At 62.1% G+C, this 26,773-nt stretch carries 25 protein-coding genes and 1 tRNA gene; 13 read left to right on the forward strand and 13 right to left on the reverse strand.

The annotated features are described in order from the left end of the window. Nucleotides 1–36: 36 nt before the first annotated feature. The 4 genes from araD1 to chvE form a co-directional block, all read right to left on the reverse strand. Nucleotides 37–1,032, reverse strand: a complete 996-nt coding sequence (araD1, locus tag QTL96_RS06410) for an AraD1 family protein (protein WP_289727188.1) — start codon at nucleotides 1,030–1,032, stop codon at nucleotides 37–39. A 126-nt stretch (nucleotides 1,033–1,158) separates the two neighbouring features. After that, nucleotides 1,159–2,367, reverse strand: a complete 1,209-nt coding sequence (mmsB, locus tag QTL96_RS06415; RefSeq protein WP_112943873.1) for a multiple monosaccharide ABC transporter permease — start codon at nucleotides 2,365–2,367, stop codon at nucleotides 1,159–1,161. Continuing rightward, nucleotides 2,364–3,902 carry a multiple monosaccharide ABC transporter ATP-binding protein gene (mmsA, locus tag QTL96_RS06420; RefSeq protein ID WP_289727104.1) on the reverse strand — a complete coding sequence of 513 codons (1,539 nt, stop codon included), beginning with the start codon at nucleotides 3,900–3,902 and terminating at the stop codon, nucleotides 2,364–2,366. The genes mmsB and mmsA overlap by 4 nt, the downstream gene beginning before the upstream one ends. A 100-nt stretch (nucleotides 3,903–4,002) precedes the next feature. After that, nucleotides 4,003–5,067, reverse strand: coding sequence for a multiple monosaccharide ABC transporter substrate-binding protein (chvE, locus tag QTL96_RS06425; RefSeq protein WP_018897233.1), 1,065 nt, complete (start codon nucleotides 5,065–5,067; stop codon nucleotides 4,003–4,005). Nucleotides 5,068–5,309: 242 nt separating this feature from the next. Here chvE and QTL96_RS06430 point away from each other — a divergent pair, with 242 nt between their 5' ends. Both QTL96_RS06430 and QTL96_RS06435 read left to right on the forward strand, forming a co-directional pair. Next, entirely contained in the window at nucleotides 5,310–6,341 is a 1,032-nt protein-coding gene (locus QTL96_RS06430; RefSeq protein ID WP_112943870.1) for a LysR family transcriptional regulator, read from the forward strand. Between the two features lie 73 nt (nucleotides 6,342–6,414). Further along, nucleotides 6,415–6,936 carry a hypothetical protein gene (locus QTL96_RS06435; protein WP_289727105.1) on the forward strand — a complete coding sequence of 174 codons (522 nt, stop codon included), beginning with the start codon at nucleotides 6,415–6,417 and terminating at the stop codon, nucleotides 6,934–6,936. Here QTL96_RS06435 and QTL96_RS06440 read toward each other — a convergent pair whose 3' ends face one another. Further along, the gene (locus tag QTL96_RS06440) at nucleotides 6,937–7,203 is read right to left on the reverse strand and encodes a hypothetical protein (protein ID WP_289727106.1); all 267 of its coding nucleotides are present in this window, start codon (nucleotides 7,201–7,203) and stop codon (nucleotides 6,937–6,939) included. 167 nt (nucleotides 7,204–7,370) lie between these two features. Between QTL96_RS06440 and iolG the strand changes: the two genes are divergently transcribed. Together iolG and QTL96_RS06450 are read left to right on the forward strand one after the other, a co-directional pair. Then, nucleotides 7,371–8,363, forward strand: coding sequence for an inositol 2-dehydrogenase (gene iolG / locus QTL96_RS06445; RefSeq protein ID WP_113012081.1), 993 nt, complete (start codon nucleotides 7,371–7,373; stop codon nucleotides 8,361–8,363). A gap of 307 nt (nucleotides 8,364–8,670) precedes the next feature. Beyond that, on the forward strand, nucleotides 8,671–9,816 hold the full coding sequence (locus tag QTL96_RS06450) for an acyltransferase (RefSeq protein ID WP_289727107.1): 1,146 nt from the start codon (nucleotides 8,671–8,673) through the stop codon (nucleotides 9,814–9,816). On the opposite strand, the gene QTL96_RS06455 is transcribed toward QTL96_RS06450, so the two are convergent. Next, nucleotides 9,813–11,027, reverse strand: a complete 1,215-nt coding sequence (locus QTL96_RS06455) for an ROK family transcriptional regulator (protein ID WP_289727108.1) — start codon at nucleotides 11,025–11,027, stop codon at nucleotides 9,813–9,815. The genes QTL96_RS06450 and QTL96_RS06455 overlap by 4 nt on opposite strands. Before the next feature lie 229 nt (nucleotides 11,028–11,256). Between QTL96_RS06455 and xylF the strand changes: the two genes are divergently transcribed. The 3 genes from xylF (at nucleotide 11,257) to QTL96_RS06470 (ending at nucleotide 14,674) form a co-directional block, all read left to right on the forward strand. Beyond that, nucleotides 11,257–12,297 (forward strand): D-xylose ABC transporter substrate-binding protein, encoded by a 1,041-nt coding sequence (gene xylF, locus QTL96_RS06460; protein WP_018897226.1) that lies wholly within the window; start codon nucleotides 11,257–11,259, stop codon nucleotides 12,295–12,297. Nucleotides 12,298–12,549: 252 nt separating this feature from the next. Next, on the forward strand, nucleotides 12,550–13,860 hold the full coding sequence (locus QTL96_RS06465; RefSeq protein ID WP_018897225.1) for a sugar ABC transporter permease: 1,311 nt from the start codon (nucleotides 12,550–12,552) through the stop codon (nucleotides 13,858–13,860). 13 nt (nucleotides 13,861–13,873) lie between these two features. Further along, nucleotides 13,874–14,674 (forward strand): ATP-binding cassette domain-containing protein, encoded by an 801-nt coding sequence (locus tag QTL96_RS06470; protein ID WP_026282772.1) that lies wholly within the window; start codon nucleotides 13,874–13,876, stop codon nucleotides 14,672–14,674. A gap of 57 nt (nucleotides 14,675–14,731) precedes the next feature. Here QTL96_RS06470 and QTL96_RS06475 read toward each other — a convergent pair whose 3' ends face one another. Next, nucleotides 14,732–15,493: a hypothetical protein gene (locus tag QTL96_RS06475; RefSeq protein ID WP_289727109.1), complete on the reverse strand. Its 762-nt coding sequence runs from the start codon at nucleotides 15,491–15,493 to the stop codon at nucleotides 14,732–14,734. A 171-nt stretch (nucleotides 15,494–15,664) separates the two neighbouring features. Here QTL96_RS06475 and QTL96_RS06480 point away from each other — a divergent pair. Further along, nucleotides 15,665–15,741 (forward strand) — tRNA-Arg (locus QTL96_RS06480). Between the two features lie 6 nt (nucleotides 15,742–15,747). Here QTL96_RS06480 and QTL96_RS06485 read toward each other — a convergent pair. Then, the gene (locus QTL96_RS06485; protein ID WP_289727110.1) at nucleotides 15,748–16,596 is read right to left on the reverse strand and encodes a hypothetical protein; all 849 of its coding nucleotides are present in this window, start codon (nucleotides 16,594–16,596) and stop codon (nucleotides 15,748–15,750) included. A 69-nt stretch (nucleotides 16,597–16,665) separates the two neighbouring features. After that, complete coding sequence (locus tag QTL96_RS06490) at nucleotides 16,666–17,526, reverse strand: hypothetical protein (protein ID WP_289727111.1); 861 nt, start codon at nucleotides 17,524–17,526, stop codon at nucleotides 16,666–16,668. 228 nt (nucleotides 17,527–17,754) lie between these two features. On the opposite strand from QTL96_RS06490, the gene QTL96_RS06495 reads away from it, so the two are divergent. The 4 genes from QTL96_RS06495 to QTL96_RS06510 all read left to right on the forward strand — a co-directional run bounded on the left by QTL96_RS06495 (nucleotide 17,755) and on the right by QTL96_RS06510 (nucleotide 22,238). Continuing rightward, nucleotides 17,755–18,192, forward strand: a complete 438-nt coding sequence (locus QTL96_RS06495; RefSeq protein WP_289727112.1) for a universal stress protein — start codon at nucleotides 17,755–17,757, stop codon at nucleotides 18,190–18,192. A gap of 261 nt (nucleotides 18,193–18,453) precedes the next feature. Further along, on the forward strand, nucleotides 18,454–20,094 hold the full coding sequence (locus tag QTL96_RS06500) for an arylsulfatase (protein WP_289727113.1): 1,641 nt from the start codon (nucleotides 18,454–18,456) through the stop codon (nucleotides 20,092–20,094). 165 nt (nucleotides 20,095–20,259) lie between these two features. Beyond that, on the forward strand, nucleotides 20,260–21,237 hold the full coding sequence (locus tag QTL96_RS06505; protein ID WP_289727114.1) for a formylglycine-generating enzyme family protein: 978 nt from the start codon (nucleotides 20,260–20,262) through the stop codon (nucleotides 21,235–21,237). Then, the gene (locus tag QTL96_RS06510; protein WP_289727115.1) at nucleotides 21,234–22,238 is read left to right on the forward strand and encodes an HAD family hydrolase; all 1,005 of its coding nucleotides are present in this window, start codon (nucleotides 21,234–21,236) and stop codon (nucleotides 22,236–22,238) included. Before QTL96_RS06505 ends, QTL96_RS06510 begins: the two co-directional genes overlap by 4 nt. A 21-nt stretch (nucleotides 22,239–22,259) precedes the next feature. Here QTL96_RS06510 and QTL96_RS06515 read toward each other — a convergent pair whose 3' ends face one another. The 4 genes from QTL96_RS06515 to QTL96_RS06530 all read right to left on the reverse strand — a co-directional run bounded on the left by QTL96_RS06515 (nucleotide 22,260) and on the right by QTL96_RS06530 (nucleotide 25,975). Further along, on the reverse strand, nucleotides 22,260–23,237 hold the full coding sequence (locus QTL96_RS06515; protein WP_289727116.1) for a transporter: 978 nt from the start codon (nucleotides 23,235–23,237) through the stop codon (nucleotides 22,260–22,262). 103 nt (nucleotides 23,238–23,340) lie between these two features. Continuing rightward, nucleotides 23,341–25,044 carry a tetratricopeptide repeat protein gene (locus tag QTL96_RS06520; RefSeq protein WP_289727117.1) on the reverse strand — a complete coding sequence of 568 codons (1,704 nt, stop codon included), beginning with the start codon at nucleotides 25,042–25,044 and terminating at the stop codon, nucleotides 23,341–23,343. A 124-nt stretch (nucleotides 25,045–25,168) separates the two neighbouring features. Then, nucleotides 25,169–25,459: a hypothetical protein gene (locus QTL96_RS06525; RefSeq protein ID WP_289727118.1), complete on the reverse strand. Its 291-nt coding sequence runs from the start codon at nucleotides 25,457–25,459 to the stop codon at nucleotides 25,169–25,171. Between the two features lie 228 nt (nucleotides 25,460–25,687). Then, nucleotides 25,688–25,975: a hypothetical protein gene (locus tag QTL96_RS06530; protein WP_289727119.1), complete on the reverse strand. Its 288-nt coding sequence runs from the start codon at nucleotides 25,973–25,975 to the stop codon at nucleotides 25,688–25,690. Nucleotides 25,976–26,138: 163 nt separating this feature from the next. Here QTL96_RS06530 and QTL96_RS06535 point away from each other — a divergent pair, with 163 nt between their 5' ends. Beyond that, nucleotides 26,139–26,750, forward strand: a complete 612-nt coding sequence (locus QTL96_RS06535; protein WP_289727120.1) for a GNAT family N-acetyltransferase — start codon at nucleotides 26,139–26,141, stop codon at nucleotides 26,748–26,750. Nucleotides 26,751–26,773: the final 23 nt, after the last annotated feature.

The following is a 26,773-nucleotide window of genomic DNA, read 5'->3' on the forward strand; positions in this document are numbered from 1 at the left end:
CCAATGCGCCGGGCACTAGAAACCAGAGCTGAGAAATCAGAGCTGCTTGACGACGATCTCTTCTTCGGCGTCGATCTTCAGCGGATTGCGCAGCGGCAGGCCGAACTCGGCGACCTCGATCTCGAACACGTCGCCCTCTTCCGTCTTGATGCCTTCGGCAAACGAAAGCGTCGCGGTGCCGAACATGTGGACGTGAACGTCGCCGGGGACGCGGAACAGGCCGTACTTGAAGTGGTGGTATTCGAGGTTGGCGAAGGTGTGCGACATGTTCGCCTCGCCCGACAGGAAGGGCTTTTCGAAGATCACCTTATCGCCGCGCTTGATGCGCGAGGTGCCGCGGATATCGTCAGGTGCCGCACCGATGCGGATCTCGGGGCCGAAGCTTGCCGGGCGCAGCTTGGAGTGCGCGAGGTAGAGATAGTTCTGGCGCTCGGTGACGTGGTCGGAAAACTCGTTGGAGAGCGCGAAACCGATGCGGAACGGCGTGCCGTCCTCAGCGATCACGTAGATGCCGGCCATCTCGGGCTCTTCGCCACCGTCGAGCGCGAAGGATGGGGAGACGAGCGCGGCACCAGGAGCGGCGGCACCATAGCCGTTGCCCTTGTAGAACCACTCGGGCTGGACGCCCTTTTCGCCAGCCTTCGGCTTGCCGTTCTCGAGGCCCATCTTGAACATCTTCATCGAGTCCGTCAGCGTTTCTTCCGCGGCCTCGGAGGTCTTCTTGTGCATGCTGTCGCGCGTCGCGGCCGAGCCGAGATGCGTGAGGCCCGTGCCCGTCAGATGCAGGTGCGCGGCGTCAGGATGCGTCATCGGCGGCAGGAAGCGACCTTCGGCATAAGCCTTTTCGAGATCGACGGTGTCACCCAGGCCATGCGCCTCGATCACCGATGCGAGCGACTTGCCACCGTTTGCGGCTTCCATGGCGAGCGCATAGACGCTGCCGGCATTGTTTACGGCTTTCGCGGTACCGCCCGGCTCGCGCACGGCGACGACGATCTCTCCGTTCGAACCCTTGATCTGCGAAATAAGCACGGTCTTCATCCTTTTTTCCATTGCGCGGAATGTGCTCCGCCATTCCGGCTCCCGAGGGAGCCGGATTACAAGTTCATGTCACTGCGAATTCAAGTCACTGCGAATAGGTGGGCAGCGCCGAAGCGCTTAGCCCTTGTTCTTGTTGTAGACGTCGAAGAAGACGGCCGCGAGCAGCACGAGACCCTTGACCATCTGCTGGAAGTCGATGCCGAGACCGACGATCGACATGCCGTTGTTCATGACGCCCATGATGAACGCGCCGATGACGGCGCCGGTGATCTTGCCAACGCCGCCGGATGCCGAAGCGCCGCCGATGAAGCAGGCCGCGATGACGTCGAGCTCGAAGCCGACGCCGGCCTTCGGCGTTGCCGAGTTCAGGCGAAGTGCCACGATCATGCCGGCGAGACCGGCGAGAACGCCCATGTTGACGAAGGTGAAGAAGCTGAGGCGCTCGGTGTTGATACCGGAGAGCTTGGTGGCCTTTTCATTGCCGCCCATGGCGTAGATGCGGCGACCGATCGTCGTGCGGCGGGTGACGAAGCTGTAGGCCGCGATCAGCACCAGCATGACGATGAGAACGTTCGGCAGGCCGCGATAGGTCGACAGCAGGTATCCGAGTGCGACGATCGCCAGCGAGATGATGACGTTCTGCGCGACGAAGAAGCCCATCGGCTCGACGTCGATGCCGTGGCTTTCGTTCACCTTGCGGCGGCGCCAGGCGAGGTAGAACAGGATGACCGGCAGGATCACGCTGAGCACCAGCGAGGTGATCTGCGTCGGCGTGCCGAAGATATCGACCATGTCGCCGGGCAGGAAGCCGGTGGAGATGACCTGGAATTCCTTCGGGAACGGACCGATGTTCTTGCCGCCGAGAACCGTCAGCGTCAGGCCGCGGAACACCAGCATGCCGGCCAGCGTCACGATGAACGACGGAATGCGATGATAGGCGATGAAATAGCCCTGCGCCGCGCCGATGACGCCGCCGATCGCGAGACAAAGCAAGGCCGCGAGCCAGAAGTTCATGCCCCAGGAGACTGTGAAGATCGCCGCCAGCGCGCCGACGAAGGCGACGATGGAGCCGACCGAAAGGTCGATATGGCCGGCCACGATGACCAGCAGCATGCCGAGCGCCATGATGACGATGAACGAGTTCTGGAGAACGAGGTTGGTCAGGTTGACCGGCTTGAACAGGATGCCGCCGGTGTAGAACTGGAAGAACACCATGATCGCGACGAGCGCGATGAGCATGCCGTATTCACGAATGTTGCCGCGGATGTAATCGACGACGGAAACGACGTTGCTTTCCTCGTGGCTGGTCGGGTTGACAGGAGTCATTGTTTCTTCTCCCCAGAGCGCATGATGGCGCGCATGATGGTTTCTTGGCTCGCTTCGCCCTTCGGCAATTCAGCGACGATGCGACCTTCGTTCATCACATAAATGCGGTCGCAGTTGCCAAGCAGTTCCGGCATTTCCGACGAGATCATCAGAACGCCTTTTCCATCGGCAGCAAGCTGGTTGATGATAGTATAAATTTCGTATTTTGCACCCACGTCGATACCGCGGGTCGGCTCGTCGAGGATCAGCACGTCGGGATCGGAGAACAGCCACTTGGACAGAACCACCTTCTGCTGGTTCCCGCCCGAAAGGTTGACCGTCTCCTGGTAGATGCCCGACGAACGGATGCGCAGCTTCGACCGGTAGTCGGTCGCGACCTTGCTTTCCTTGATGCCGTCGATGACGGTGCTCTTCGAAATCCCCGCCAGATTGGCGAGCGACGTGTTGTGCATGATGTTGTCGGCGAGCACGAGACCGAGATGCTTGCGGTCTTCGGTCACGTAGGCCAGACCGGCATCGATCGCCTTGCGAACGGTGCTGGTGTCCACCTGCTTGCCGTCGACATAGACTTCGCCGCTGATCTTGTGGCCGTACGCCTTGCCGAACACGCTCATCGCGAACTCGGTACGGCCGGCGCCCATCAGGCCGGCGATGCCGACCACCTCGCCCTTGCGGACATTGATGTTGATGTCGTGCAGAACCTGGCGGTCGCGATGCTGCTGGTGAAACGCGTTCCAGTTCTTCACTTCGAAGATGGTTTCGCCGATCGGCACCGAGCGCGGCGGATAGCGGTCTTCGAGATCGCGGCCCACCATGTTTCTGATGATGGTGTCCTCGCTGATCTCTTCCTTGTGACAGTCCATCGTCTTGACGGTCATGCCGTCGCGCAGAACGGTGATCTGGTCGGCGACCTTGCGGATCTCGTTGAGCTTGTGCGAGATGATGATCGACGTGATGCCCTGCTTGCGGAACTCCATCAGGAGGTTCAGCAGCGCATCGGAATCGCTTTCGTTGAGCGACGCGGTCGGTTCATCGAGAATGAGCAGCTTGACGCTCTTGGACAGGGCCTTGGCGATTTCGACGAGCTGCTGCTTGCCGACGCCGATGTCGGTCACGAGCGTGTTCGGAGATTCGCGCAGGCCCACCTTGGCGAGCAGCTGCTTGGTGCGGTTGAAGGTGGTTTCCCAGCTGATGACGCCGCTCTTCGCATTCTCGTTGCCGAGGAAGATGTTTTCCCCGATCGAGAGCAGCGGTACGAGCGCCAGTTCCTGGTGAATGATGACGATGCCGATTTCTTCGGAGTCCTTCAGGACTTTGAAATTGCGGACGTCGCCGTCGTAGAAGATCTCTCCATCATAGGTGCCCGAGGGGTAGACACCGGAAAGAACCTTCATCAGGGTCGACTTGCCGGCCCCGTTTTCCCCCACAACTGCGTGTATCTCACCCTGGCGAACCTTGAGGTTCACATTCTCGAGCGCTTTTACGCCCGGGAACGTCTTGGTGATGTTCCGCATTTCGAGGAGTGTATTTTCCATGATCAAAATTCCAGCGCCGTGGCCGTAAGATCGGCCTGGCGTTCTAAAAATCGGAAACCGGAACCCGCGCGCATAGGCGCGGATTCCGGCGTTCGTCAGATTACTTCAGCTGGTCTTCTTTGTAGTAGCCGCTGTCGACGAGAACGGTCTTGTAGTTCTCCTTGGTGACGGCAACCGGCTTCAGCAGGTAGGACGGAACGACCTTTACGCCGTTGTCGTAGGTCTTGGTGTCGTTGACTTCAGGCTCCTTGCCGGACATGACGGCATCAACCATGGCAACGGTAACCTTCGCCAGTTCGCGAGTATCCTTGAAGATCGTGGAATACTGCTCGCCTGCGATGATCGACTTGACGGAAGGAACTTCCGAGTCCTGGCCGGAAACGACCGGGAGCGGCTGATCGCCAGAACCATAGCCTACGCCCTTGAGCGAGGAGATGATGCCGATGGACAGACCATCGTAAGGCGACAGAACGGCGTCAACCTTGGCGTCGGTGTAGTTAGCCGACAGCAGGTTGTCCATGCGAGCCTGGGCCGTTGCCGGGTCCCAACGCAGCGTGCCGACCTTGTCCATGCCGGTCTGGCCGGACTTTACGACGAGCTTGCCCGAGTCGATGTAAGGCTGCAGGACGGACATTGCGCCATCGTAGAAGAAGAAGGCGTTGTTGTCGTCAGGCGAACCACCGAAGAGCTCGATGTTGAACGGGCCCTTGCCGTCCTTGAGGCCGAGCTTGTCGACGATCGTGCCAGCCTGAAGAACGCCGACCTGGAAGTTGTCGAAGGTTGCGTAGTAGCTGACGTTGGCCGAATCGCGGATCAGGCGGTCGTAAGCGATGACCTTGATACCGGCGTCAGCAGCCTTCTGCAGCACGTCCGACAGCGTGGTGCCGTCGATCGAAGCGATGACGAGAACCTTCGCGCCCTTCGTGACCATGTTCTCGATCTGAGACAGCTGGTTCGGAATGTCGTCGTCAGCATACTGCAGGTCGGTCGTGTAACCGGCGTCCTGGAGCTGCTTGACGATGTTGTTGCCGTCGTCGATCCAGCGAGCGGACGACTTGGTCGGCATGGCAATACCGACGAGACCCTTGTCAGCGGCAACAGCCGGCATAACGAACGAAGCAACGCCGAACGCGGCAGCTGCCATCAATGAGATAATGGATTTCATCTCTCTCTCCCTAAGTTAATAAATGCGCGGGCGACTCCTCGCCCACCCCGAACTGTGGCGGGTTTCGTATTGGATAATACTTCAATAGCGAGAAACGAAGTAGGTCTCCTCCACGCTCTCACACGTGTTGAGTGCCAACCAGCACACGGCGGCAAACTGGTATGGATTCCTATAACTGTCAAATAGAATAAGTGGCAAAAGGCATAACAAATTTGGTATATCGTTAAAAAGTATTACTTTTGATGGAGAGCAGTGGGGAGGCTGCAACCATGTCGAGCAATTCAGGGCATGTGGCATTAGAGAACGTGGATATACAGACAGAGATTTTTGGGGATGACGGCCTTCTGCGGTCGGGACTCAAGCTGAATCACCTGCGCATGATCGTCGCAATCGAAGATAGCGGCCAGATTTCGGCGGCTGCCGAAGCACTTAACATTTCACAGCCCGCCGCGTCGCGAATGCTGTCGGAAATGGAGACCATTGTTAAGACTCCGCTTTATGAGCGCGTTGCCCGTGGCGTGGTGCTGACCACCTTCGGCGAGGCACTCGCAAGGCGTGCGCGCAAGATCATGTTGGAACTCAGGGAGGCAAGCCGTGAGATCGCCGAGCTCAGATCCGGCAAAGGCGGATCGGTCTTCATCGGCGCGGTGACGGCGCCCGCCATGAGCCTCGTCGTACCCGCCATCAAGCAGATCCGCACGGCGCTTCCCGGCATCGAGGTCAACATTCAGGTCGAGACCAGCAACGTGCTCGCCCGCGAACTTCTGGCAGCCCGCCACGACTTCGTCATCAGCCGCATCCCGGATGATCTCAACCCCCGGCTTTTCGAGGTCCAGGAGATCGGCGTCGAGCGCGCCTGCCTGATCGTGCGCAGCGGCCACCCGCTCCTGCAGAAGGGTGTGGCCACCATGGCCGACCTGACGGACTATGACTGGGTCTTCCAGCCCCCCGGCACATTGCTCAGGCGCACGATCGAGGACATGTTCCTGTCGCGCGGCGTTGCCGTGCCAGAGAATATCGTCAACACCTCGTCGCTGCTGCTCACCTGCGCGATCATCTGCCAGACCGACGCGATCGCTCCCATCGCCATCGACGTCGCCCACTTCCTGGCGGCGCAGCGCTCGCGCGCCTCCGATGTCCGCGTGCTGCCGATCGATTTCGAGATCAACGTCCGGCCCTACAGTCTGATCACCGCAAGGGAACGCGCCCTGCCCCCGAGCGCACGGCTGCTTTATGATCTGGTGCTGGCCGAAAGCCGTAAGGGCGGGACCTGAATGCTGGATGGGGCCTCACAAGCCCCACGCCATCTTGGTCGCGTTCTATGCGCATTCGCGCAAGGGAGGCTCCATGCTATTCGGACAATCGCTGTTCCAGTCGGTCCTCGATCGCCTGAAGGAAGAGGATGGCGAGTCTATAGAGGAGGCCGCTCCCGTCTCGCACCGCATGCCGGGCTTCACGACTGGCCTCGCCTTCGACGTGATGGAGGGTGTCTCCGCCCCATCGGCGCGACCCGGCCAGGCCTATTTCGAGAATCTCGAATTCGAAACACCGCGAGAGGCGACCGACGCCGCGCCGCCGGCTGAGCCCTCACCCGCGCCGGTGGCCGAACCACTCCCCGAGATCGAGCCCGAACCGGTGATGCCGGAGCACCTCGCCCGCACAACAATGCCTGAAATCGCCGCCGAACTGGCGATCTCGACGAACGACACAGTCCAGAGCCTCAGCGACAAGCGACGCGGCTTCGCGAAGGCCAATCATCCCGATCGCGTCCACCCGCTGTTTCGCGACAACGCTACCAAGCGCATGACCATCGCCAATCAATTGATCGACGAGGCGATCCGCCGCAAGACGAGAAGCGCCAGACGCTGATTACGCGTCGTTCTTGGGAGCGTCCTGCGTTTCGGCAGGCTCGGCCGTCTTGTCCTCGACAGCCGCTGTTTCCTCGGTAGGCTCCGCCGGCTTGTAGGACCAGAGCAGAACGTAGGCGGCATAAGCGCCGGCACCGGCCGCCAGCACCGCCCAGAAGGGATCTCCCCACAAGGCCTCGACCCCGGTCCAGCCGAAGCAGACCGCGACGATGAGAACGCGCACCCAAAGCGCGCGGTAGGCCGGATGGTTTGGATCGATCAGCTGCATCTCATTCCCACATATGAACTGTTACGTGTCTTTAAGATGGTTTCTTGAAATGTGAAAGGCCCACGGCCTTGACGACGCGCGGATAAAATGGAATGAAAATTCCACAAGGAGATAAATTCGGCCCATCCATTCCGCGAAAGGGAAAGCCGAATTCAAGGGAGGAAGTCATGACAGTGAGATTTGGTCTTCTCGGCGCCGGTCGTATCGGCAAGGTTCACGCCAAGGCGGTCAGCGCCGATGCCAATGCGAGGCTCGTTGCCGTCGCCGACGCCTTTCCGGAGGCCGCCAACGCCATCGCATCTGCTTACGGCTGCGAAGTCCGCACCATCGAGGCGATCGAAGCCGCCAGCGACATCGACGCCGTCGTCATCTGCACGCCGACCGACACCCATGCCGACCTGATCGAGCGCTTCGCCCGCGCAGGCAAGGCGATCTTCTGCGAGAAGCCCGTCGATCTCTCCGTCGAGCGCGTCAAGGCCTGCATCAAGGTCGTGGAAGAGACCAAGGGCAAGCTGATGGTCGGCTTCAACCGCCGCTTCGACCCGCACTTCATGGCCGTGCGCCATGCCATCGACGACGGCCGCATCGGCGACGTCGAGATGGTGACGATCACCTCGCGCGATCCCGGCGCCCCTCCCGTCGACTATATCAAGCGCTCCGGCGGCATCTTCCGCGACATGACGATCCACGATTTCGACATGGCCCGCTTCCTGCTCGGCGAAGAGCCGGTCGCCGTCACCGCAACCGCCGCCGTGCTTGTCGACAAGGCGATTGGCGAGGCCGGCGATTACGACAGCGTTTCCGTCATCCTGCAGACCAAGTCGGGCAAGCAGGCGATCATCTCCAACTCCCGCCGCGCCACCTATGGCTACGACCAGCGCATCGAGGTGCATGGGTCCAAGGGCATGGTCTCGGCCGAAAACCAGCGCGCCGTCTCGATCGAAGTCGCCAACGGCGAAGGCTATACCCGCCCGCCGCTGCACGACTTCTTCATGACCCGCTACACCGAAGCCTATGCCAACGAGATCGCGAGCTTCATCGCCGCCATCGAAAAGGGCGCCAAGATCTCCCCCTCGGGCGCCGATGGCCTCGCCGCCCTGGTGCTCGCCGACGCGGCCGTCCAGTCCGTCAAGGAAGGCAAGCTGATCAAGATCGGCTGACGGTTTTCTCCCGACCGAAAGCCACATAGGAGATGGCCGGGGCCCGACCCGGCCATTTCTCGTTTTTGCCTCCGGCGCGATCGCCATCGCACCATCTGTCCTCTGACGCCGCCTGTAACATTCGCCCGGTCCGATCACAAAACGCACCCTCGCGCGGCGCTCGCAAGTGCATTGCCTGCCTTTGTATATTAGCAAATTTTCCACACGTCCGACGTTTGTTACAGCGCCTATAGTCTCTGATTAGCCATTGGTTTCCTTCAATTCTCGGGCCATTCATGCCACCTCCGACGAACTGGGTGACCAATAGATGGCGAGTATTTCGGGCTCTTCCGGGCGAATTGGCAGCCTCGACGGCTTGCGTGGCATTGCCGCTTTATGGGTGCTGATCGGACACGCAATGCTGCTCACCGGATGGCATCTGCCGCTGATCGGCGACCCCGATCTCGGCGTCGATCTCTTCATCATGCTCTCGGGCTTCCTGATGGTGTTTCACTATCAACTGCGCCAGGAAAAGGAGCCGTGGTCGGAGATCTCGACATGGTCGAATTTCTGGACCCGCCGCTTCTTCCGCATCGCCCCGCTCTATTACGTGATGCTGGCCATCGCCATCGCCCTCGGCCCGGTCATCTTCGACAGCCGCATGGTGATCGACCACTTCCTTGGCGTCACCCCGCAGCTGCCCGAACGCTATCTCGACGGCAGCCTCGAGAATGTGCTGCTGCATGTGAGCTTCCTCTTCGGCCTGTCGCCGGCGCATGCCTTCCGCACGCCGCTGCCGGACTGGAGCATCAGCCTTGAGATGCAGTTCTACGCCGTCCTGCCCTTCCTGATGCTCTTCATCCACCGGCTCGGATGGCTGCGCGGAAGCATCGGCGTGGTTATCGCCGGCGTCGCGATCGCCATGGCGCTGCGCCTCGTCGGCATCAACTTCCCGATGCCGGCCTTCCTGCCGCTAAAAATGCACGTCTTCGCATCAGGCATGCTGCTCGCCGGCGCGCTCAATGCCCGAAGCGGAAGAGCCTTCACTCACTTCCTCCTGGCGCTGGCCTTCGTGGCGATCCCGATCGGCGGCGGCATGACCGTCATGCGCGAGGTCGTGCGCCTCGGGCTTGTCGTGGCCTTCTTCGCGCTAATCTTCCACGCGCATCTGCCCCGCCCGCTGGCAAACCCCCTGAACCGGATTTCCGATTTCATGGGCAACAAGTTCTGCCACGAGCTCGGCGAACTCTCCTTCGGAGCCTATCTGATCCACCTGCTGGTCATGCAGCCCGTCATCGCCTACCTCATCAGGGCGCATGGCCACGACATCAGCAACTTCCAGCGCTTTCTGCTCTCCATCGTCATCACCATCCCGATCGTTTATGCGCTTTCGGCGGTCGGGCACAGGTTCATCGAGATGCAGGGACAGAAGATCGGCAGGACGCTCACGCGGCGCAGGACATCCGCGGCTTAGCCGAGCCCACCCTGGACGATATCACCGTCGATGACCGACAGCGCCCGGTTGAGATGCCCTTCGAACACCAGGAGCGGCTCGTCGAACACGACGCGCAGCTCGGGCATGCCCTGCATGCGCACCATGTGCGACTGGGCAAGCCCCTCCTCGATCCCCGGCCGCAGCAGATCGTAATAGCGCGTGCCGGGCCCGGTGATCGCGACCGGCATCCGCTCGGTGAGGCTGAGCAGCCGCGACAGCCCGTTTCCGAGCGCAAGGCCCGCCTGCCGGAAGGCAAAGGCCGACATCCGATGCCCCTGGCGCGCCCGCGCCGCGATCTTGTCCAACTCGCCGACGGGCACGAACTTCGCCGGGATCGTATCGTCAGGCACTTCGAAGGCCATGCGCAGGATCGCGTAAAACCCGGCATAAGCCTCGATGCACCCCCTACTCCCACAGCGACAAAGCCCGCCATTGGCCACGTGCAGCATGTGCCCGAAATTGGGCGCCGAAATCTCCCGCTCGGCCGGCCCCGCATTGCGGACGATCCCGAGCCCGATACTGTGCCCCAGCGACAGCGCCGCCAGCGACCGCAGGCCCTCGGGATTGCCCGCATCCTCGCGTGCGCCAAGCGCTGCGGCAACCAGCAGCGTCTCGTTGTCGAGGATGATCTTCGCCTGCCATGCGGGCCTCAGCGCCGCCTCGAAATCGATCCGGTCGCTGCCGAAGATCGGCGACCACAGGAGCACGGCGTCATCCGAGCTCACCAGCCCCTTGCTGCTGATCGAGATCAGCTTGATCTTGTCCCGCGATAGCCGCGAGCGCTCGAGCAGCCGCTCCAGCCCATCACCAACAGCATCCGCGAATCGAGCCGCGCCATCGGGATCATGCGAGCGGTCCTCGCCGAACCGGTCGATCAGCGTGCCCGCGTAATCCACCAGCGAATATTGCACGCCATCCGACGAAATGATGACGACGATCAGATAGCCGCTGTCGCGTCTCTGGCGAAACTGCACGCGCGGCCGCCCCCTTCCGCTCGCCGCCTGCTGCTCGGATTTCTCGATCACCTCGCCCTTTTCGAGATCGGCGGTAATCGCCGAAATGGTGGCCGAGGAAAGTCCCGTGAAATCAGCTATTTCGGTATGGGACAGCGCGCCATGACGCCTCAGCGCGGCAAGCACCAGCACGCTGTTGCGCTGGCGCACCAGTTCCGTGCTCGATCTGGTCAGCATGAAGGCCGCCCTATTCCCGCGTGCATTCCACCCCTCGTTCACACCGTATCTCCAACAACCTCCACGTGAGAGATCATTCACAGGTAGTGCGGTGTTGACAGTTGAAAAAATCTCTGACACTTAATTTCTCGACTGTCGAGAAAATAATGAAAACCTTTCCCGACAGCACATCGCGGCGGCCGGAGGAACCACTGGCTGGGGCTGGCCGCATTCTATTCGGGAGGATATTATGAAGCATGTTTTGAAGCTGATGGCAGGTGCTGCCATCCTCGTATCGGTGCATACCGCCGCAATGGCAGCAGACCTCGTGGTCGGCGTGTCGTGGTCCAACTTCCAGGAAGAGCGTTGGAAGACCGACGAAGCCGCCATCAAGAAGGCGCTTGAAGCCAAGGGCGCCAAGTACATCTCCGCAGACGCCCAGTCGTCCGCCGCAAAGCAGCTGACCGACGTTGAATCGCTGATCTCGCAGGGTGCCAACGCCCTCATCGTTCTCGCGCAGGACTCCGACGCAATCGGCCCGGCCATCGAAAAGGCCGCCGCTGAAGGCATTCCTGTCGTTGGCTACGACCGCCTGATCGAAAACCCGGCTGCCTTCTACATCACCTTCGACAACAAGGAAGTCGGCCGCCTGCAGGCTGAAGGCGTGTTCAAGGTCAAGCCGGAAGGCAACTATGTCTTCATCAAGGGCTCGTCTTCCGACCCGAACGCGGACTTCCTGTTCGCCGGCCAGATGGAAGTCCTGAAGGCTGCCGTTGACGCGGGCAAGATCAAGAACGTCGGCGAAGCCTACACCGATGGCTGGCTGCCGCAGAACGCCCAGCGCAACATGGAACAGTTCCTGACCGCCAACAACAACAAGGTCGACGCCGTTGTTGCTTCCAACGATGGCACGGCCGGCGGCGCGGTTGCTGCTCTCGACGCACAGGGCATGGCAGGCACCGTTCCGGTCTCCGGCCAGGACGCCGACAAGGCAGCTCTGAACCGCATCGCGCTCGGCACCCAGACGGTTTCCGTCTGGAAGGACAGCCGCGAACTCGGCAAGCGCGCTGCTGAAATCGCGCTCGACCTCGCCGGCGGCAAGACCATGGACAAGATCGACGGCGTAACCGCCTTCGAAGGCGGTCCGAAGAAGGTGAAGATGCAGTCCATCTTCCTGAAGCCGCAAGCCATTACCAAGGACAACCTGAACGTCGTCATCGACGCAGGCTGGATCACCAAGGCTGAAGCTTGCCAGGGCGTAAAGGCCGGCAGCGTCAAGGCTTGCGACTAATCCTCGCCAGCTGAGCCAACACACCGGCGCCGTGGCGATCTCGCCGCGGCGCCGGATGCGGATGGAGCCCCAATGAAGCGCTCCCCGCCTCGCAACGCACCGCGAACGCTTTGATTCCCTGCCGCAACGATGCCGCGCCCCACGCGGCCGCTTCGGAAGTCTCTCGGTGGTCGATTTGAAGAACAGGGCACCTCGGCAAGGGCTTTCGGGCGCCCGCGCCAGAGCCCAAACAATGGGGGAAACGGCAAACCCATGGCAAACATCACGCAATCCTCATCGAGCCATCCGCGCTCGGCGGAGGGTAACCCTTTCACGCGCTTCCTGCGCGCAACCGAGATCGACACGCGCCTGCTCGGCATGGTCGCGGCACTTTTGGTCATCTGGATCGGCTTTCATCTCTACACCGGCGGGCTGTTTCTGACGCCGCGCAACCTCTGGAACCTCTCGGTCCAGACCACCGAGATCGCAGTTCTCGCGACCGGCATGGTGCTCGTCATCGTCACCCGCAACATCGACCTTTCCATCGGCTCCATGCTCGGCCTCGTCGCCATGATCATGGGCGTCGTCCAGGCGAAGTTCCTGCCGCAATATCTCGGCTTCGACAATTCCTGGACCTGGCTCATCACGCTGATCTGCGGCCTGATCGCCGGCACGCTGATCGGCCTCTTCCAGGGCGTCATCATCGCCTTCCTGGGCGTCCCCTCCTTCATCGTCACGCTCGGCGGCTTCCTCGCCTGGCGCGGCCTTGCCTGGTATGTGACATCGGGCCAGACGGTCGCCCCCCTCGACACCACCTTCCGCATCATGGGCGGTGGTGCCGAAGGCTCCGTCGGCGCCACATGGAGCTGGATCATCGGGCTGATCGCCTGCGTGCTGATCATCGTCGGCATCATCAGCTCGCGCCACCAGCGCAAGCGCTTCAACTTCCCGCGCCGGCCGCTCTGGGCCGAGTATTTCCTTGTTGTTCTCGGCTGCGCGCTGGTGCTCGGCGCCATCTGGGTCTCGACGATCTATTACTGGCCGGTAGCGATCGCCAAGAAATACGCCGAGGCCAACGCTATCGCCTGGCCGGAAACGGGGCTCTTCATCTCCTACGGCATCGCCGTGCCGGTGCTGATCGCCGTTCTCGTCGGCATCGTCATGACCTTCATCGCCACCCGCCTGCGCTTCGGCCGCTATGTCTTCGCAATCGGCGGCAACCCTGAGGCAGCCGAACTCGCCGGCATCAAGACCCGCTGGGTCACGGTGCGCATCTTCGCGCTGATGGGCTTCCTGGCAGCCGTCGCCGCGGCGATCTCCACCGCCCGCCTCAACGCCGCCGCCAACTCTCAAGGGACGACCTACGAGCTCTACACCATCGCGGCGGCCGTCATCGGCGGCACGTCGCTTGCCGGCGGCACCGGCACGATCGCCGGCGCCATGCTCGGCGCGCTCGTCATGCAGTCGCTGCAGTCGGGCATGGGTCTCGCAAACGTCGATACCCCCATACAGAACGTCGTCGTGGGCGCGGTTCTCGTCGTTGCCGTCTGGCTCGACACCGTCTATCGCTCGCGGTCGAAGTAAGAGGAGCCTGGATATGACTGATCAACGCACTTCCCCAAGCCCGAACACTCCTCTCGTGGAACTGAAGAACATCTCGATCTCGTTTGGCGGCATCCACGCCGTGGACAATGCCTCGGTCGATCTCTACCCCGGCGAGGTCGTCGCCCTTCTCGGCCACAACGGCGCCGGCAAGTCGACGCTCATCAAGATCCTCTCGGGCGCCTACAAGCGCGACAGCGGCGAGATCATGATCGACGGCGAACCCGCCGATATCAAGAACCCGCGCGACGCCAAGAAATACGGCATCGAGACGATCTATCAGACGCTCGCCGTCGCCGACAACGTCGACGCCGCCGCCAACCTCTATCTCGGCCGCGAGATCCGCACCAAGTGGGGCACGCTCGACGACGTCGCCATGGAGGCCTCGACCCGCGAGGTGATGGGCCGCCTCAACCCCAACTTCCGCCGCTTCAAGGAGCCGGTGAAGGCGCTCTCCGGCGGCCAGAGGCAATCCGTGGCAATCGCCCGCGCCATCCTCTTCAACGCCCGCATCCTGATCATGGACGAGCCGACGGCAGCCCTTGGTCCGCAGGAGACCGCGCAGGTGGGCGAGCTGATCAAGCAATTGAAGAAGGAAGGCATCGGCATCTTCCTGATCAGCCACGACATCCACGACGTCTTCGACCTCGCCGACCGCGTCTCCGTCATGAAGAACGGCCAGGTGGTGGGCCACGCCCGCACCGAGGACGTGACCAAGGACGAAGTGCTCGGCATGATCATCCTCGGCAAGGTGCCCCCAAAGGCCATCCCCGGCCCTGGCGCCATGCAGGTCTGATCGCCGAGAAATAGAAGCAGAAAGCCCGTCGAACGAAAGTCCGGCGGGCTTTTGCTTTCAGGGCGACGCAATACCGGCCAAGACCGCCAACCGCTCAAGCCTTGCCGGCTCATCGCGAGACATAGCGGGATTGCCGGCAAGAAGGGCATGAGCACGCCTGGCAAACGCCCTGCTCTCCTCGGCATTGCCGCTCGCGGCATGGCACTCGGCAAGCTCCTCGCAGACGAAGGGCGCCTGATCGTTGGCGGCATCGGCAAGCGCGACCACCTGCTCGCCAAGCGCGATTGCCTCCTCGTAGCGGCGCAAGGCGCGAAGGGTGCGGATCACCGCGTACCGCGCAACCTTCAGCGTCTGGGCCGTGCCCGCCGCCTCACGCACGGCCTCGTCACGACGAAAGCAGGCAAGCGCGTCATCGAAACGCTCGGCCTCGAAATATGTCCAACCGAGATTGTGGTGCAGCATGCCGGCCCAATGCGCACTCGCGTCGCCGGCGGCAACGCGCGCAAGCCCCACCTGCGTCCAATGCTCCGCTCCCGCCAGATCGGATGCGATCGCCATCATGTGGGCCGCGTCGACGCCAAGGTTATGATCGCCGGCGCCCTCCGCCAGTTCCCAGGCGTTGAAAAAGTAAGGAAGCGCATCCTGCCGCGATCCCGCGGAGTTGTGCAGCCGCCCCCGCTCGATCGCAATCGACGCCTGCCCAACAGGATCGTCGCTCACCAAGGCCTGTGCCTGGTCCAGAATCTCCTGTCCCTGCAGAAAATTGCCGGAAAGCCCCGCCATGCGCGCCCGGCGCGCCAAATCCCTCACCTCACTCATCAAATCCCCCAAAGAAACATGAATGAATAGAGAAGCTTTAAGCTGACACCAGAAAAAAGAAACCGCCGCAGCGCGACACGCCGAAGAAATTCGACAGAGAGAGATTGAAGGACGCGCTGAGCTAGGCTAAGAACCTCGCATCGGACAGGCGATTCAAACCGCCTCAGGCATGCACCCGTAGCTCAGCTGGATAGAGTGTTGGATTCCGATTCCAAAGGTCACAGGTTCGAATCCTGTCGGGTGCGCCATCTCCCTCACCCCATCAACCCCCGCACATACCGCCGCAACTCGCAGTCCTCGCGCGGCACGCGCTTGACGCTGAAGATCCCCTCGAAGGTCGAAACGCCGATATGCGGCGAGCGCATCGATCTCGGCACCCGCTGCGCGTAGACCGCACCCTTTCCCGCTCGGATCTGGTCGATCAGCTCCGGCGTCATCCGGATCGCCGTCGAGTAGTCGCAGAAGGTGATCGGATGGGCGTAGTTGACGCCGGCCATGGAAAGGCTGGCCGCGACTGTCGGCGGGATCACCTCTTCGCTGTTGAAGCCGCAGGGCGCCATCGGAAAATTCTCGACGAACACCCGAACGATACGGGCGAAGATGCGCTCGTTGAAAAACTGCCCTTCCGCCTGCCCCGCGAAGTAGGAGGTCAGCCCGAGGCTGGCGACGAATTTGCGCACGGACCGGTCGCTCGCCACGTCGGTGCGGAAACCGCCCCAATCGGCGGCAAGGTCGTAGATCTGCACGTGGCTGCCCATGGCGAATTTCGACATGTATTCGGCAAGGCCGGGCTTTACGAGAAGTTCGTTCGAGGACAGCAGAACGATGCGGTCGAAAGCTACGCCGCGCTCAAGCGCATAGAGATAGTTGCTGACATGCGTATGGAAGATGCCTTCGTTCCATCTTGTCTCGTATGAGCTCGGATTGATCAGAACATTCGGAAAATCGCACTGCCGCCGAAATTCGTCTTCGAGCGCAGCGGCGCCCGCCGATATGTGGATGACGATCGTGGCACCGGGGCAGAAGTAGTTTATGTTCTCGATCTGGTCCCGCACGATGGCGGGCATTTCATGTACTGGCAGGGAAAATAGGACATTGGTCATCGACAGGCCCAGTCTTAGGAAATTGACGGCTTGGAGAGTTGGCGGCGTGGCATGAACCGGAAGGGCAGCTCAGCTGTTTTCCAGCTCGCCCACCGCCTTGCACCAGATCTCATGTCGATCCGCCGGCAGGCTGACCGCGTAGACATTCTTCAACACGCATGCACCGATATGAGCCGGCCGCAGGGCGCCCGGCCTTGCGCGCGCATGAAGCGCGCCGTCACCCTTCACAAGCTGACGGAGCACGCCCTCGGATATCTCGATCTGGGCGCTCGCCGCCGTGAATGTGATCGGCAGCGATATGTTCGTGCCGGCAAAACCGTGGCGCATGCCAAGCGTTGCAGGCACGATCTGCTCGGTTGGAAATCCGCAAGGCTCCATCGGAAACGCTTCGATGAAGACGCGCTCCAGGTGGGCGAAGACGTCCCGGCTGAAGAACTGCCCTTCCGCCTGCCCTCCGGCAAAAAGAGGCAGCCCCAGAAGGGAGAGCATTTGCTTGACACCGGGGAAATTCAGGACTTCCGGCCGAAACCCGGCCCAGTTGTTCGCGGTCTCGATGTTTTCATAGAGCTCGGTCTGCGCGCCGATCGTGAAACGCTTCGTATATTCGCCCAATCCCGATTTGATCAGCAGTTCCTGCGCCGAAAAAAGCACGATCCTGTCGAAATCGAGGGACTGGGCAACCGCGTATTGGAAGTTGCCGACATGGGCGTGCAGGACGCCTTCGTGCGGTCGGATCGCGTAGGAATTGGGATTGATGAAGACGTTGCCGGCGGCAATGTGGTCAAGCACGTCGGGTCCTGGAGGCGTCGTATCTTTTGCATGATGGATGCAGATAAGAGAGCCCGGCGAGAAACGATTGATCGCCGAAATCTGGCGCTCAAGAATTTCCGAGTTGCCATCGGCAAGGATCGAGAAGAGTAGTTTGTCCATATAGGCACCAGCATGTTAGACGGCGATTGCGCGCATTCGACGACTAAAAACGGGCATCGTTGCTGCGCATGCCTTAGCTGTCTAAGCTGTCCCGAGGCTGTTTCAGATCTGTGGAACCTCGCCCGCAGGACTTGGCATCCTCACTTGACACCGATCAAAGCCCCCGCACTCCCAGTCCTTTACACTCCTCCAGGTTGATCCCACCAAGATCCAAAAGAGGAACCCCGCATGTATACCCGCATTCTCATCCCCACCGACGGCTCGCAACTGGCCACCAAGGGGCTGGATCATGGTCTGGCATTGGCCAAGACCCTCGGGCTGCCGGTCACCGTCGTTTGCGTGACGGTGCCGCTCAGCGGCCTTGCGCTGCAGGGCGTCGTGCAAGGGCAGGCGTTCGAGAGCTATGACCAGGGCGTCAGGCAAGAGCTTGCAGCCACCGAACTGTTTGTCCGGCATAGGGCGGCGGAAGCGGGTGTAGTGGCCGAGTTCATCAACGAAACAGCCGTCTCGGCGGCAACCGGCATCCTTGAGACCGCGCAGGCGCGCAACTGCGGCCTGATCGTCATCTCCTCGCATGGCCGTACCGGCATCGTCCGCATGATCCTCGGCAGCCAGACGCAGGACGTGCTGGCCAGATCGACGATCCCGGTTGTGGTCGTGAAATAGCGGCGGCACACCTATTTCACCGCGGCTCCTATCTGCGCGCACGGCATTTTGCCGGTGCCGGCGCTTGGTGCACCTCATCACACGCAAGCGACCCGTTTACGCACCGCTTACACCGCCATTTACCGTTACGTACTTACGCGCGCGCGCATAAAGCGAAAGGCTCCCCTCGCGTCGGCTGACGACGATCGAGATCCGGCGGCATCGGCCGCCCGGCACAAGGGAGACCGCAATGTTGAACGATCCATCGGTGAGGAGTGCGTCATGACGAACTCACTCCCAAAGAAGCTGTTTTCGGCAACGGTCGCGGTCGCGATGGCGCTGACGTCGACCACGTTCCTCTCTCCGGCCAGAGCCCAGCAGGCCGCACCGGCGGCACCCGCTCCCGCAGCGGAACCTGCGGCCGCGCAGGACACATCCAAGCCCAATATCCTCGTCATCTTCGGCGATGATATCGGCCAGACCAATATCAGCGCCTACTCCTTCGGCCTGGTGGGCTACAAGACGCCAAATATCGACCGTATCGCCAAGGAAGGCATGATGTTCACGGACTATTACGCCGAGAACAGCTGCACGGCGGGGCGTTCGACCTTCATCACCGGGCAGGTCTGCCTGCGCACCGGTCTTTGCAAGGTCGGCATCCCCGGCGCGACCGTCGGCCTGCAGCCGCGTGACATCACCATCGCCCAGGCCCTCAAGCCGCTCGGCTACGCCACCGGCCAGTTCGGCAAGAACCATCTCGGCGACCGCGACGAGTTCCTGCCGACGAAACACGGCTTCGACGAATTCTACGGCAACCTCTATCACCTGAACGCCGAGGAAGAGCCCGAGCGACCCTATTATCCGAAGGGTGATGAGGAATTCGTGCGGTCCAACGCGCCGCGCGGCGTCCTGAAAGCGTCGGCTGACGGCAAGATCGAGGATACGGGTGCGCTCACCACCAAGCGCATGGAAACCATCGACGACGAGACGACGTCGGCTGCCATCGATTTCATGGACCGGCAGGTCAAGGCCGGCAAGCCCTTCTTCACCTGGATGAACACGACCCGCATGCATGTCTTCACGCATGTCAGGGACTCGATGAAGGGCCAGAGCGGAATGCCGGGCAACGACTATGCCGACGGCATGGTCGAGCATGATGGCGACGTGGGCAAGCTGCTGCAGGCGCTCGACGACCTGAAGGTCGCCGACAACACGATCGTCGTCTACACCACCGACAACGGCCCCAACCAGTTCTCCTGGCCGGATGCGGCAACCACCGCGTTCCGCAGCGAAAAGGATACGAACTGGGAAGGCGCCTTCCGTGTTCCCGCGATGATCCGCTGGCCCGGCAAGATCAAGGCCGGCGAAGTGTCGAACGAGATGATGTCGGGCCTCGACTGGTTCCCGACCCTGCTCGCGGCTGCCGGCGACGGCGAGATCAAGGAGAAGCTTGCGAAAGGCACCTCGATCAGCGGCAACCAGTTCAAGGTCCATCTCGACGGCTTCAACCAACTTCCGTATCTCAAAGGAGAGCAACCGAAGTCGGCACGTGACGAGTTCTTCTACTTCAACGACGACGGTGAACTCGTCGCCTATCGCTACGACAACTGGAAGATCGTCTTCTGCGAACAGCGGCAGCCGGGCGGCTTCGTGGTATGGGCGAACCCGTTCACCTGCCTGCGTGTGCCGAAGGTGTTCAACCTCAGGATGGACCCCTACGAACGCGCGGATGTCGTGTCGGATCAATATTACGATTGGGTGATGAAGAACGCCTATCTTGTGCAGTACGGCGTCTACAAGGTCGCTCCGTTCCTGCAGACGTTCCGCGAATACCCACCGAGCCAACGGCCTGCAAGCTTCAGCGTCGACCAGATGATTTCGGCGCTGATGAACTCGATCGACCAGGGTCCGGGCGCGAAATAGCGGGAAGTCGAAATTGCCGGGCGCGACCACAATCGCGCCCGACACATTTCGTCTATCGCGCGCATTTACGGACCCGCGCCGTAAACGCCGCCGACATTTACCGTTGCGTACTTACGTCTCGCGCGCGCCTGCGCGATGCTGAGCGCTTACAATCGGGAGACAGCGATGGCGCTTGCGTTCGAGAAGATCGGAACTTCGGAAGCGACACCGGCCGGAATGCGCTGGATCGAGGGCGGCACCTTCGCCATGGGATCCGACCACCATTATCCGGAGGAAGCGCCGGCGCATCCGGTGACGGTGGATGGCTTCTGGATCGATGAAACGCCCGTCACCAACCGCAAGTTCATGGAGTTCGTCAAGGCGACCGGCCATGTGACCATGGCGGAGAAGGCACCGGACGCGCGCGACTATCCGGGCGCGCTGCCGCACATGCTGCGCGCCGGCTCCCTGCTCTTCACGCAGCCGAAGACGGTCAATGGTACCGACATTTCGCAGTGGTGGAGCTTCAAGTTCGGCGCCAATTGGCGGCGCCCGCTCGGCGGCATCAGCGATCTGCGCGGCAGGCTCGACCACCCCGTCGTCCACGTGGCATGGCCGGATGCGAAGGCCTATGCCGACTGGGCGGGCCTCGAGCTTGCCACCGAAGCGGAGTGGGAGTTCGCCGCGCGCGGCCGATCGGAGAGCGAATATGCCTGGGGCGACGAACTCTCGCCCGATGGCAAGGCGATGGCGAATACCTGGCAGGGCATCTTCCCGACACAAACGACCAAGCCGAAGGGCGAGGAGCGGACAACGGCGGTCCGCTCCTTCCCGCCCAATGGCTACGGCCTGTACGACATGATCGGCAATGTCTGGGAGTGGACATCGGACTACTGGACGACGCGCCATCCGGAGCCCGCGAAACATTCCTGCTGCATCCCCAGCAACCCGCGCGGCGACGATGCGGAGGCAAGCTACGACCCGCGCCTGCCCGATATCCGCATTCCGCGTCGTGTGCTAAAGGGCGGCTCGCATCTCTGCGCCCCCAATTACTGCCGCCGCTACCGCCCTGCCGCCCGCCATGCCGAGCCCGAGGACACATCGACGAGCCATGTCGGCTTCCGCTGCATCAAGCGGGTTGGCAGCAAGGGAGACGCCCGATGACCGCGATGGGACAATTGCTGGCCGCCGCCCGCGCCTGCCTGCTCGCCGTGACCCTGCTTGCCGCACCGGCGGTGGCGCTTGCGCAGGAACCATTGGCCTCGTGGAACGACACCCCTGCCCGGCAACGGATCATCGATTTCGTCAAAGCCACCACGACCGAGGGCGGCGACGGTTTCGTTGCTCCGGATGATCGCATCGCCGTCTTCGACAATGACGGCACGCTGTGGACCGAGCAGCCCTTCTATATCCAGCTCGGCTTCATGCTCGACCGGGTGAAGACGCTGGCGCCTGAGCATCCCGAATGGAAAACCAAGGAACCATTCGCCAGCATCCTGAACGGCGACGTCAAGGGCATCGCCCGGGGCGGCGAGATGGGGATGGTCGAGCTCGGCATGGCAACGCATGCCGGCATGACGACGGACGAGTTCGAAAAGATCGTGACGGATTGGTTCGCGACCGCGAAACACCCGAAATCCGGCCGGCCATACACCGAGATGACCTTTCTGCCGATGCGCGAGCTTCTGGACTATCTGCGCGCCAACGGCTTCACCACCTATATCGTCTCCGGCGGCGGCGTCGAGTTCATGCGGCCGGTGACGGAGAAGCTCTATGGCATCCCGCCGCAACAGGTCGTCGGCAGCACCATCGCCACCCAATATGCCATCGTCGACGACGTGCCCGTGCTGAAGCGCCTGCCGAAGATCGATTTCATCGATGACGGCCCCGGCAAGCCGACTGGGATCAACAAGTTCATCGGCCGCAAGCCGATCTTCGTGGCCGGCAATTCCGATGGCGATTACGAGATGCTGCGCTGGGTCACGGCCAGGAAGCCCGGCTTCGCCCTTATCGTGCATCACACCGATGGCGCGCGCGAATATGCCTACGACCGCCAATCCGCCTTCGGCAAGCTCGACAAGGCGCTGGATGAAGCCGAACGCCGCAACTGGCTCGTCGTCGACATGAAGAACGATTGGAAGAAGGTCTTCGCCTTCGACCAGTAACGCCGACGGCGATGACCGGTCTTATTGCACAGCTACCGGCTTGGTGATCGACAGCGGCATCGAGATCGTCAGAAACACCGAGTCTCCCTCCGCGCGGTTCTCGGCGGCGAACTCGTGGAAATATTTGATCCGGGCAGAGATCGGCAGCTCGCCGGCCTTGAAGTTCCAGCCGATCGTCGCACCGATCGCCGCCACGCGTCCCTTGAACGGACCGAAGGCGCCCTCGCCGCTATCCCCCGTCAGCTGGTCGTAGTAGTAGCCCACGAGGCCCGCGTCGAACTGCTCATTGAAATGCTGCACGGCCGCCCATTCGAAGTGGAACTCGGTGCCGGTGCGATAATTCGTGTCGGGGTTCTCGCCGTTGAAGGTCACGCCGATCGCCGCCGAAAGATCGAGCCCGATCTCCGGATCGAGCCATGTTCCGGCAGCGCTGACGTCGGCACCCCAGCGATGGAAGGCGATGTTGGAAATCTCGCCATCCTGGTAGTCCCCGATCGGGATGTTGACGAGAACGCCCGTGGTCCAGTGGAAGTTGCCGGCATCCCAGCCGAGCGTGCCGCTGACGAGCGGGTCGCCAACGGTAAAGATCGTATCCTTCGTCGCGCCGGACAAGACGCCCCCACTAGGACCTGAGAGCGTCAGGTCGGCGATCGTCTCTTGCCAGCCGACAGGGATGGTCGCCCCGAGCCCGAGCCGCCCGCCCATCACTTCCTCAGGAATGACCCACATGACGGTCGGCGCCGCGAGCGCGGCCTTGCCTTCGACGCCGACGGCGACGCGGCCACCGGTCGGAAGCTGCGTGCCACCGCCGAGATCGCCCTTGTAGAGCCAGATGTCGTTTTGAAGGTAGACGCCGGGTGGCGGGAGAATACCCGCGGCAGGCCCCTTGCCGCCGAGCAGATAGAAGCCGGCACCGCGTTCGGCGGCGGTGGCCATGTGCGCGCAGGCAAGCATCGATGCGCCGGCAAGAAGCGCTCCGGTCAGAAATCTCAGTTTCATGCTCTTCCCCTCATTCGTCCCGCGGCATGCTTTTTACGCTACCTTGGAACCTTCAATCCCCCACTCGCCGTCACAAGTACGCAACGGTAAATGCGCCCGTAAATCACTGCCCCGAAATGCTCGCGACGGCCTCGAAGCTCGCGCCCGCCTTCCCCAGCCCCGTCTCCAGGCTGGCCACTAGATCAGCCCGAAGCTGCGCCATCTTCGCGGCCTGCCGGAAAGCCGCAACGAACGCCGCCCGATCCGGTGCTGCCTCCCCAAGTCGCTGCGCCGCGCTATCCGCGCCGAGCTCTCCAAGCGCGGCCACGCGAATGGCGCGCGTCAGGATGTCGTTGCCGACGGCCTGCTCGGCGGCAAGCGACGCCTGCGACCACCGTCCATTCCGGTAGGCATCGAGCGCCAGCACCAGCGAGGCATCGCGCGGCGGCGTTTCCTCCATCGCCACAGCCTCCTGCGCCAGATCGGTCGCCGCCTTGAAATAGCCGGCGGCAAACAGCACGAGGCTGAGCGACGCGGCATTCGCCGAATTGTTGGGATTGAGCGCCATCGCCCTGCTTCCGGCGTCGATCGCCGCGTCCAGCCGCCCGCTGGCGAAACGCGCCGCCATCAGCGCCCCCTGCGCGCGATCGGAAAGGGGCGCGGTGGAAACCGCAGACTTCGCCATCTCAAGGGCTTGTGGAATGGTTGCGGTATCGCGGGCATAAAGCCGCGCCAGCATTGCGCTGGTGTCGGGATCCTGGGGATCACCCGCCAGCGTCCGCTCCAGGCATCCGCGCAGCCCGTCCACACCGCCGCCGCTTTCACTGCCGTCGAGCATGAATTCGGCCCTTGCAACGCAGGCATTGCCCAAGGAATCCGCCGGAGCCTCCCGCGCCTCAAGCGCGTTGATCACGCCGCGCGATGAGGCGATCTGCCGCGCCACCGCGCCGGCGATCTCAAGCCGTATTGTCGCCGGCTCCTTGCCCTCGGTCTCGACCCGCTCCAGTCCCGATTTGAGCAATGTCCCGCTCGCGGTATCGACAACCTGCCACCAGACGGAGCGATCGTCGCTGTCGGCGTAATATTTGAGATCGACCTCGTATCCCCGACGCGACGGCTGCGTCGGGGATCCCGGCCTCGTCACCACGATGGTGCTGAAGGCGGAGAGCGCAGTCAGCAGCGTGTCCCGGGCGACACTTGCCTCGCCGGCCATGTCAGGCGAGGCCGCGCTCATCATGATGGTTACGGCAGGTTTCAGCGTCACGACAGGACGGTCGATGGCTTTCCAGCCCGCAGCGCCCGCAAGCACAAGCAGCCCGACGCACAGAGCCGCCGGCATCCACCGTCGTGAGACCAGCGGAAGCGACGACGGCACCACGGCGGGTTTTTCCGGCTTGCCATCGGCGAGTGCCGGATGCGGGAGATGCGCAAGCAGCGATGGCGCGACCGGTGCACCGCTCCTCACCGCCTCCTGCGGAAACAGCGCGACGTAGCTGCCCTTCGGAATATGGACGGAGACACCCAGTTCGGCGCCGAACACGGCATAGTAGCCGTCGAGCGCGGCTCTGAGACGGCTGATCTCGATCCTGACGATTGGATCGATGGACGCATCGAAATTGCTGGAGCGCCCGAGCACGTCAAGCGCGATGGAATAGGCTTTCACCCCCTCGCGGCAACCCGCAAACCGCCGCTCGGCGAGATAGCGCAAGATATCGCGCTGCCGGTCCGATACCCTGAAGCGGCTGTCCGAGAGAAGCCGTTCGAGCTCCGCCTCGGCCTCTTCAAGGCTGACTTCGCATGCCCCCTCACCGTGTACTTCAGCACTCATGGGCCGCCCCCGATACGCACTGGTCACTAAAGCAGAACAGGAAAACTATCGCGCACTTAACATTAAGTTGCAATACGAAACGCTAACAAGCCCGATAACTGATACAGTTCGCGGCAAATGCGTCTCATTTCGGCATATGCGAATTCGTGCGTAGGATGTGCTGGGTTACATCATCCTCGATACCGGAACAGAGCCCTTCATATTCGCTGGTCCGTGCGAGGTCCCCGCTCCGGCGAAATGTCTCGAGCGCGACGGCGGCGATTTCATAGGCCTCGAAGAGCTCGTCGAGATCGCGCGACCGCAAGGCAGCGGCCTGCAGTCCCGCGCGCAGGCCCGGCAGCTTCAACATCAGCCGCGCCAGCCCTCGCCGCGCCGTATCGCTGGTCGTTCCTCCTGCCCCTCCCTGCCTGATCATCGTCGTGAAGGCCTCCCCGCAAGGGTAATCGAGAAAGACTAGAGGCAGTGCCTCATCGGCGTAAGTACGCAACGGTAAACAGCCCGCCGTTACGCTGGCACGACGGGGCCGGCGCGCCACACGGGTCGATTTTTGCGGGGGGTGAAACGTCCAGTTCTCAATCGGGAACGGATGGGATAGCGAACCGGTCATCCACATGAGCAGAGGCAGCACAAGGCAGCGTCGACATCACTGCGGCTTACCGACCGGATCGGCGTTTTGAATTCCTTCGCGCCCGGCCGGCTGCACGACACGCTGTTGCGCCGCTCCCACCCGGATCCACCACGTATTCGACAAGACGGGGGCTGCAAGCGCGCCATCGTGAGGGTTGGGCTTGATGACGTCGCGAACGGAAATCATCGCGCCCGGCGGTGTGCGTCTGGCCGCCTTCTCCTGCGCCAACAGCGTCGGCGCCTGGCCGGCGACCGCGGCGGCGATGACGAATGATGTAAGCGATACTGTCCTGTTGCACAGCATGAGCATTCATCCAGCGGGAGATGAAAGAGAGTGTAAGGCCGAAAGCCCGAGGAAGGGAAGTGGTCGCTGAAAATACTGTTGCCAAGGGCTATGCCACAATGCGAGATCGGTTGGTTTGGCCCGCACCTGCAGGCGCCGACGACGAAGAGCAAGGACGCCGTGAATGAAGATCAATCCGCCGCTGCCGATGGGCTATTCCGAACTCCCGCGTGGCAAGCTCGCCAATGTCGTGACGTGTCTCGAAATGCGCGAGAAGCCAGACGTCAGTGTCCCCGCCCCGGGCGCCCTGCGTTTTGAACGCTGGCAAGCACCTTCGCTCGACGACTATCGCAAGCTGTTTCGCGAAGTCGGCGAGAATTGGCTCTGGCTATCGCGGCTGATCATCAGCGACGAAAAGCTCGCAGCGATCATCCATGATCCCGATGTCGAGATCTACGTGATCCTGTCGGAAGAAGGCCGCCGCATCGGTCTGCTCGAGCTCGATTTCCGAGAAGCCGGCGAATGCGAGCTGGTGTTCTGCGGCCTCGTTCCCGATGCGATCGGCCAGGGCGCCGGCAAGCTGTTGATCACCCAGGCGGTTGCCCGCGCATGGGCGCGGCCGATCAACCGCTTCTGGCTGCACACCTGCCACTTCGATCATCCGTCGGCCATTTTCTTCTACCAGAAGGCCGGCTTCAAACCCTATGCTTTTCTGGTGGAGGTGATCGACGACCCGCGCCTCTCCGGCCATATGCCGGAGACGGCCGCTCCGCACGTTCCCCTGCTTCGCCCCTGACCGGCTAACCGGTAAGGACCACA

The sequence above is a fragment of the Rhizobium sp. S163 genome, assembly GCF_030380805.1.
In the GTDB taxonomy this organism is placed as follows: domain Bacteria; phylum Pseudomonadota; class Alphaproteobacteria; order Rhizobiales; family Rhizobiaceae; genus Rhizobium.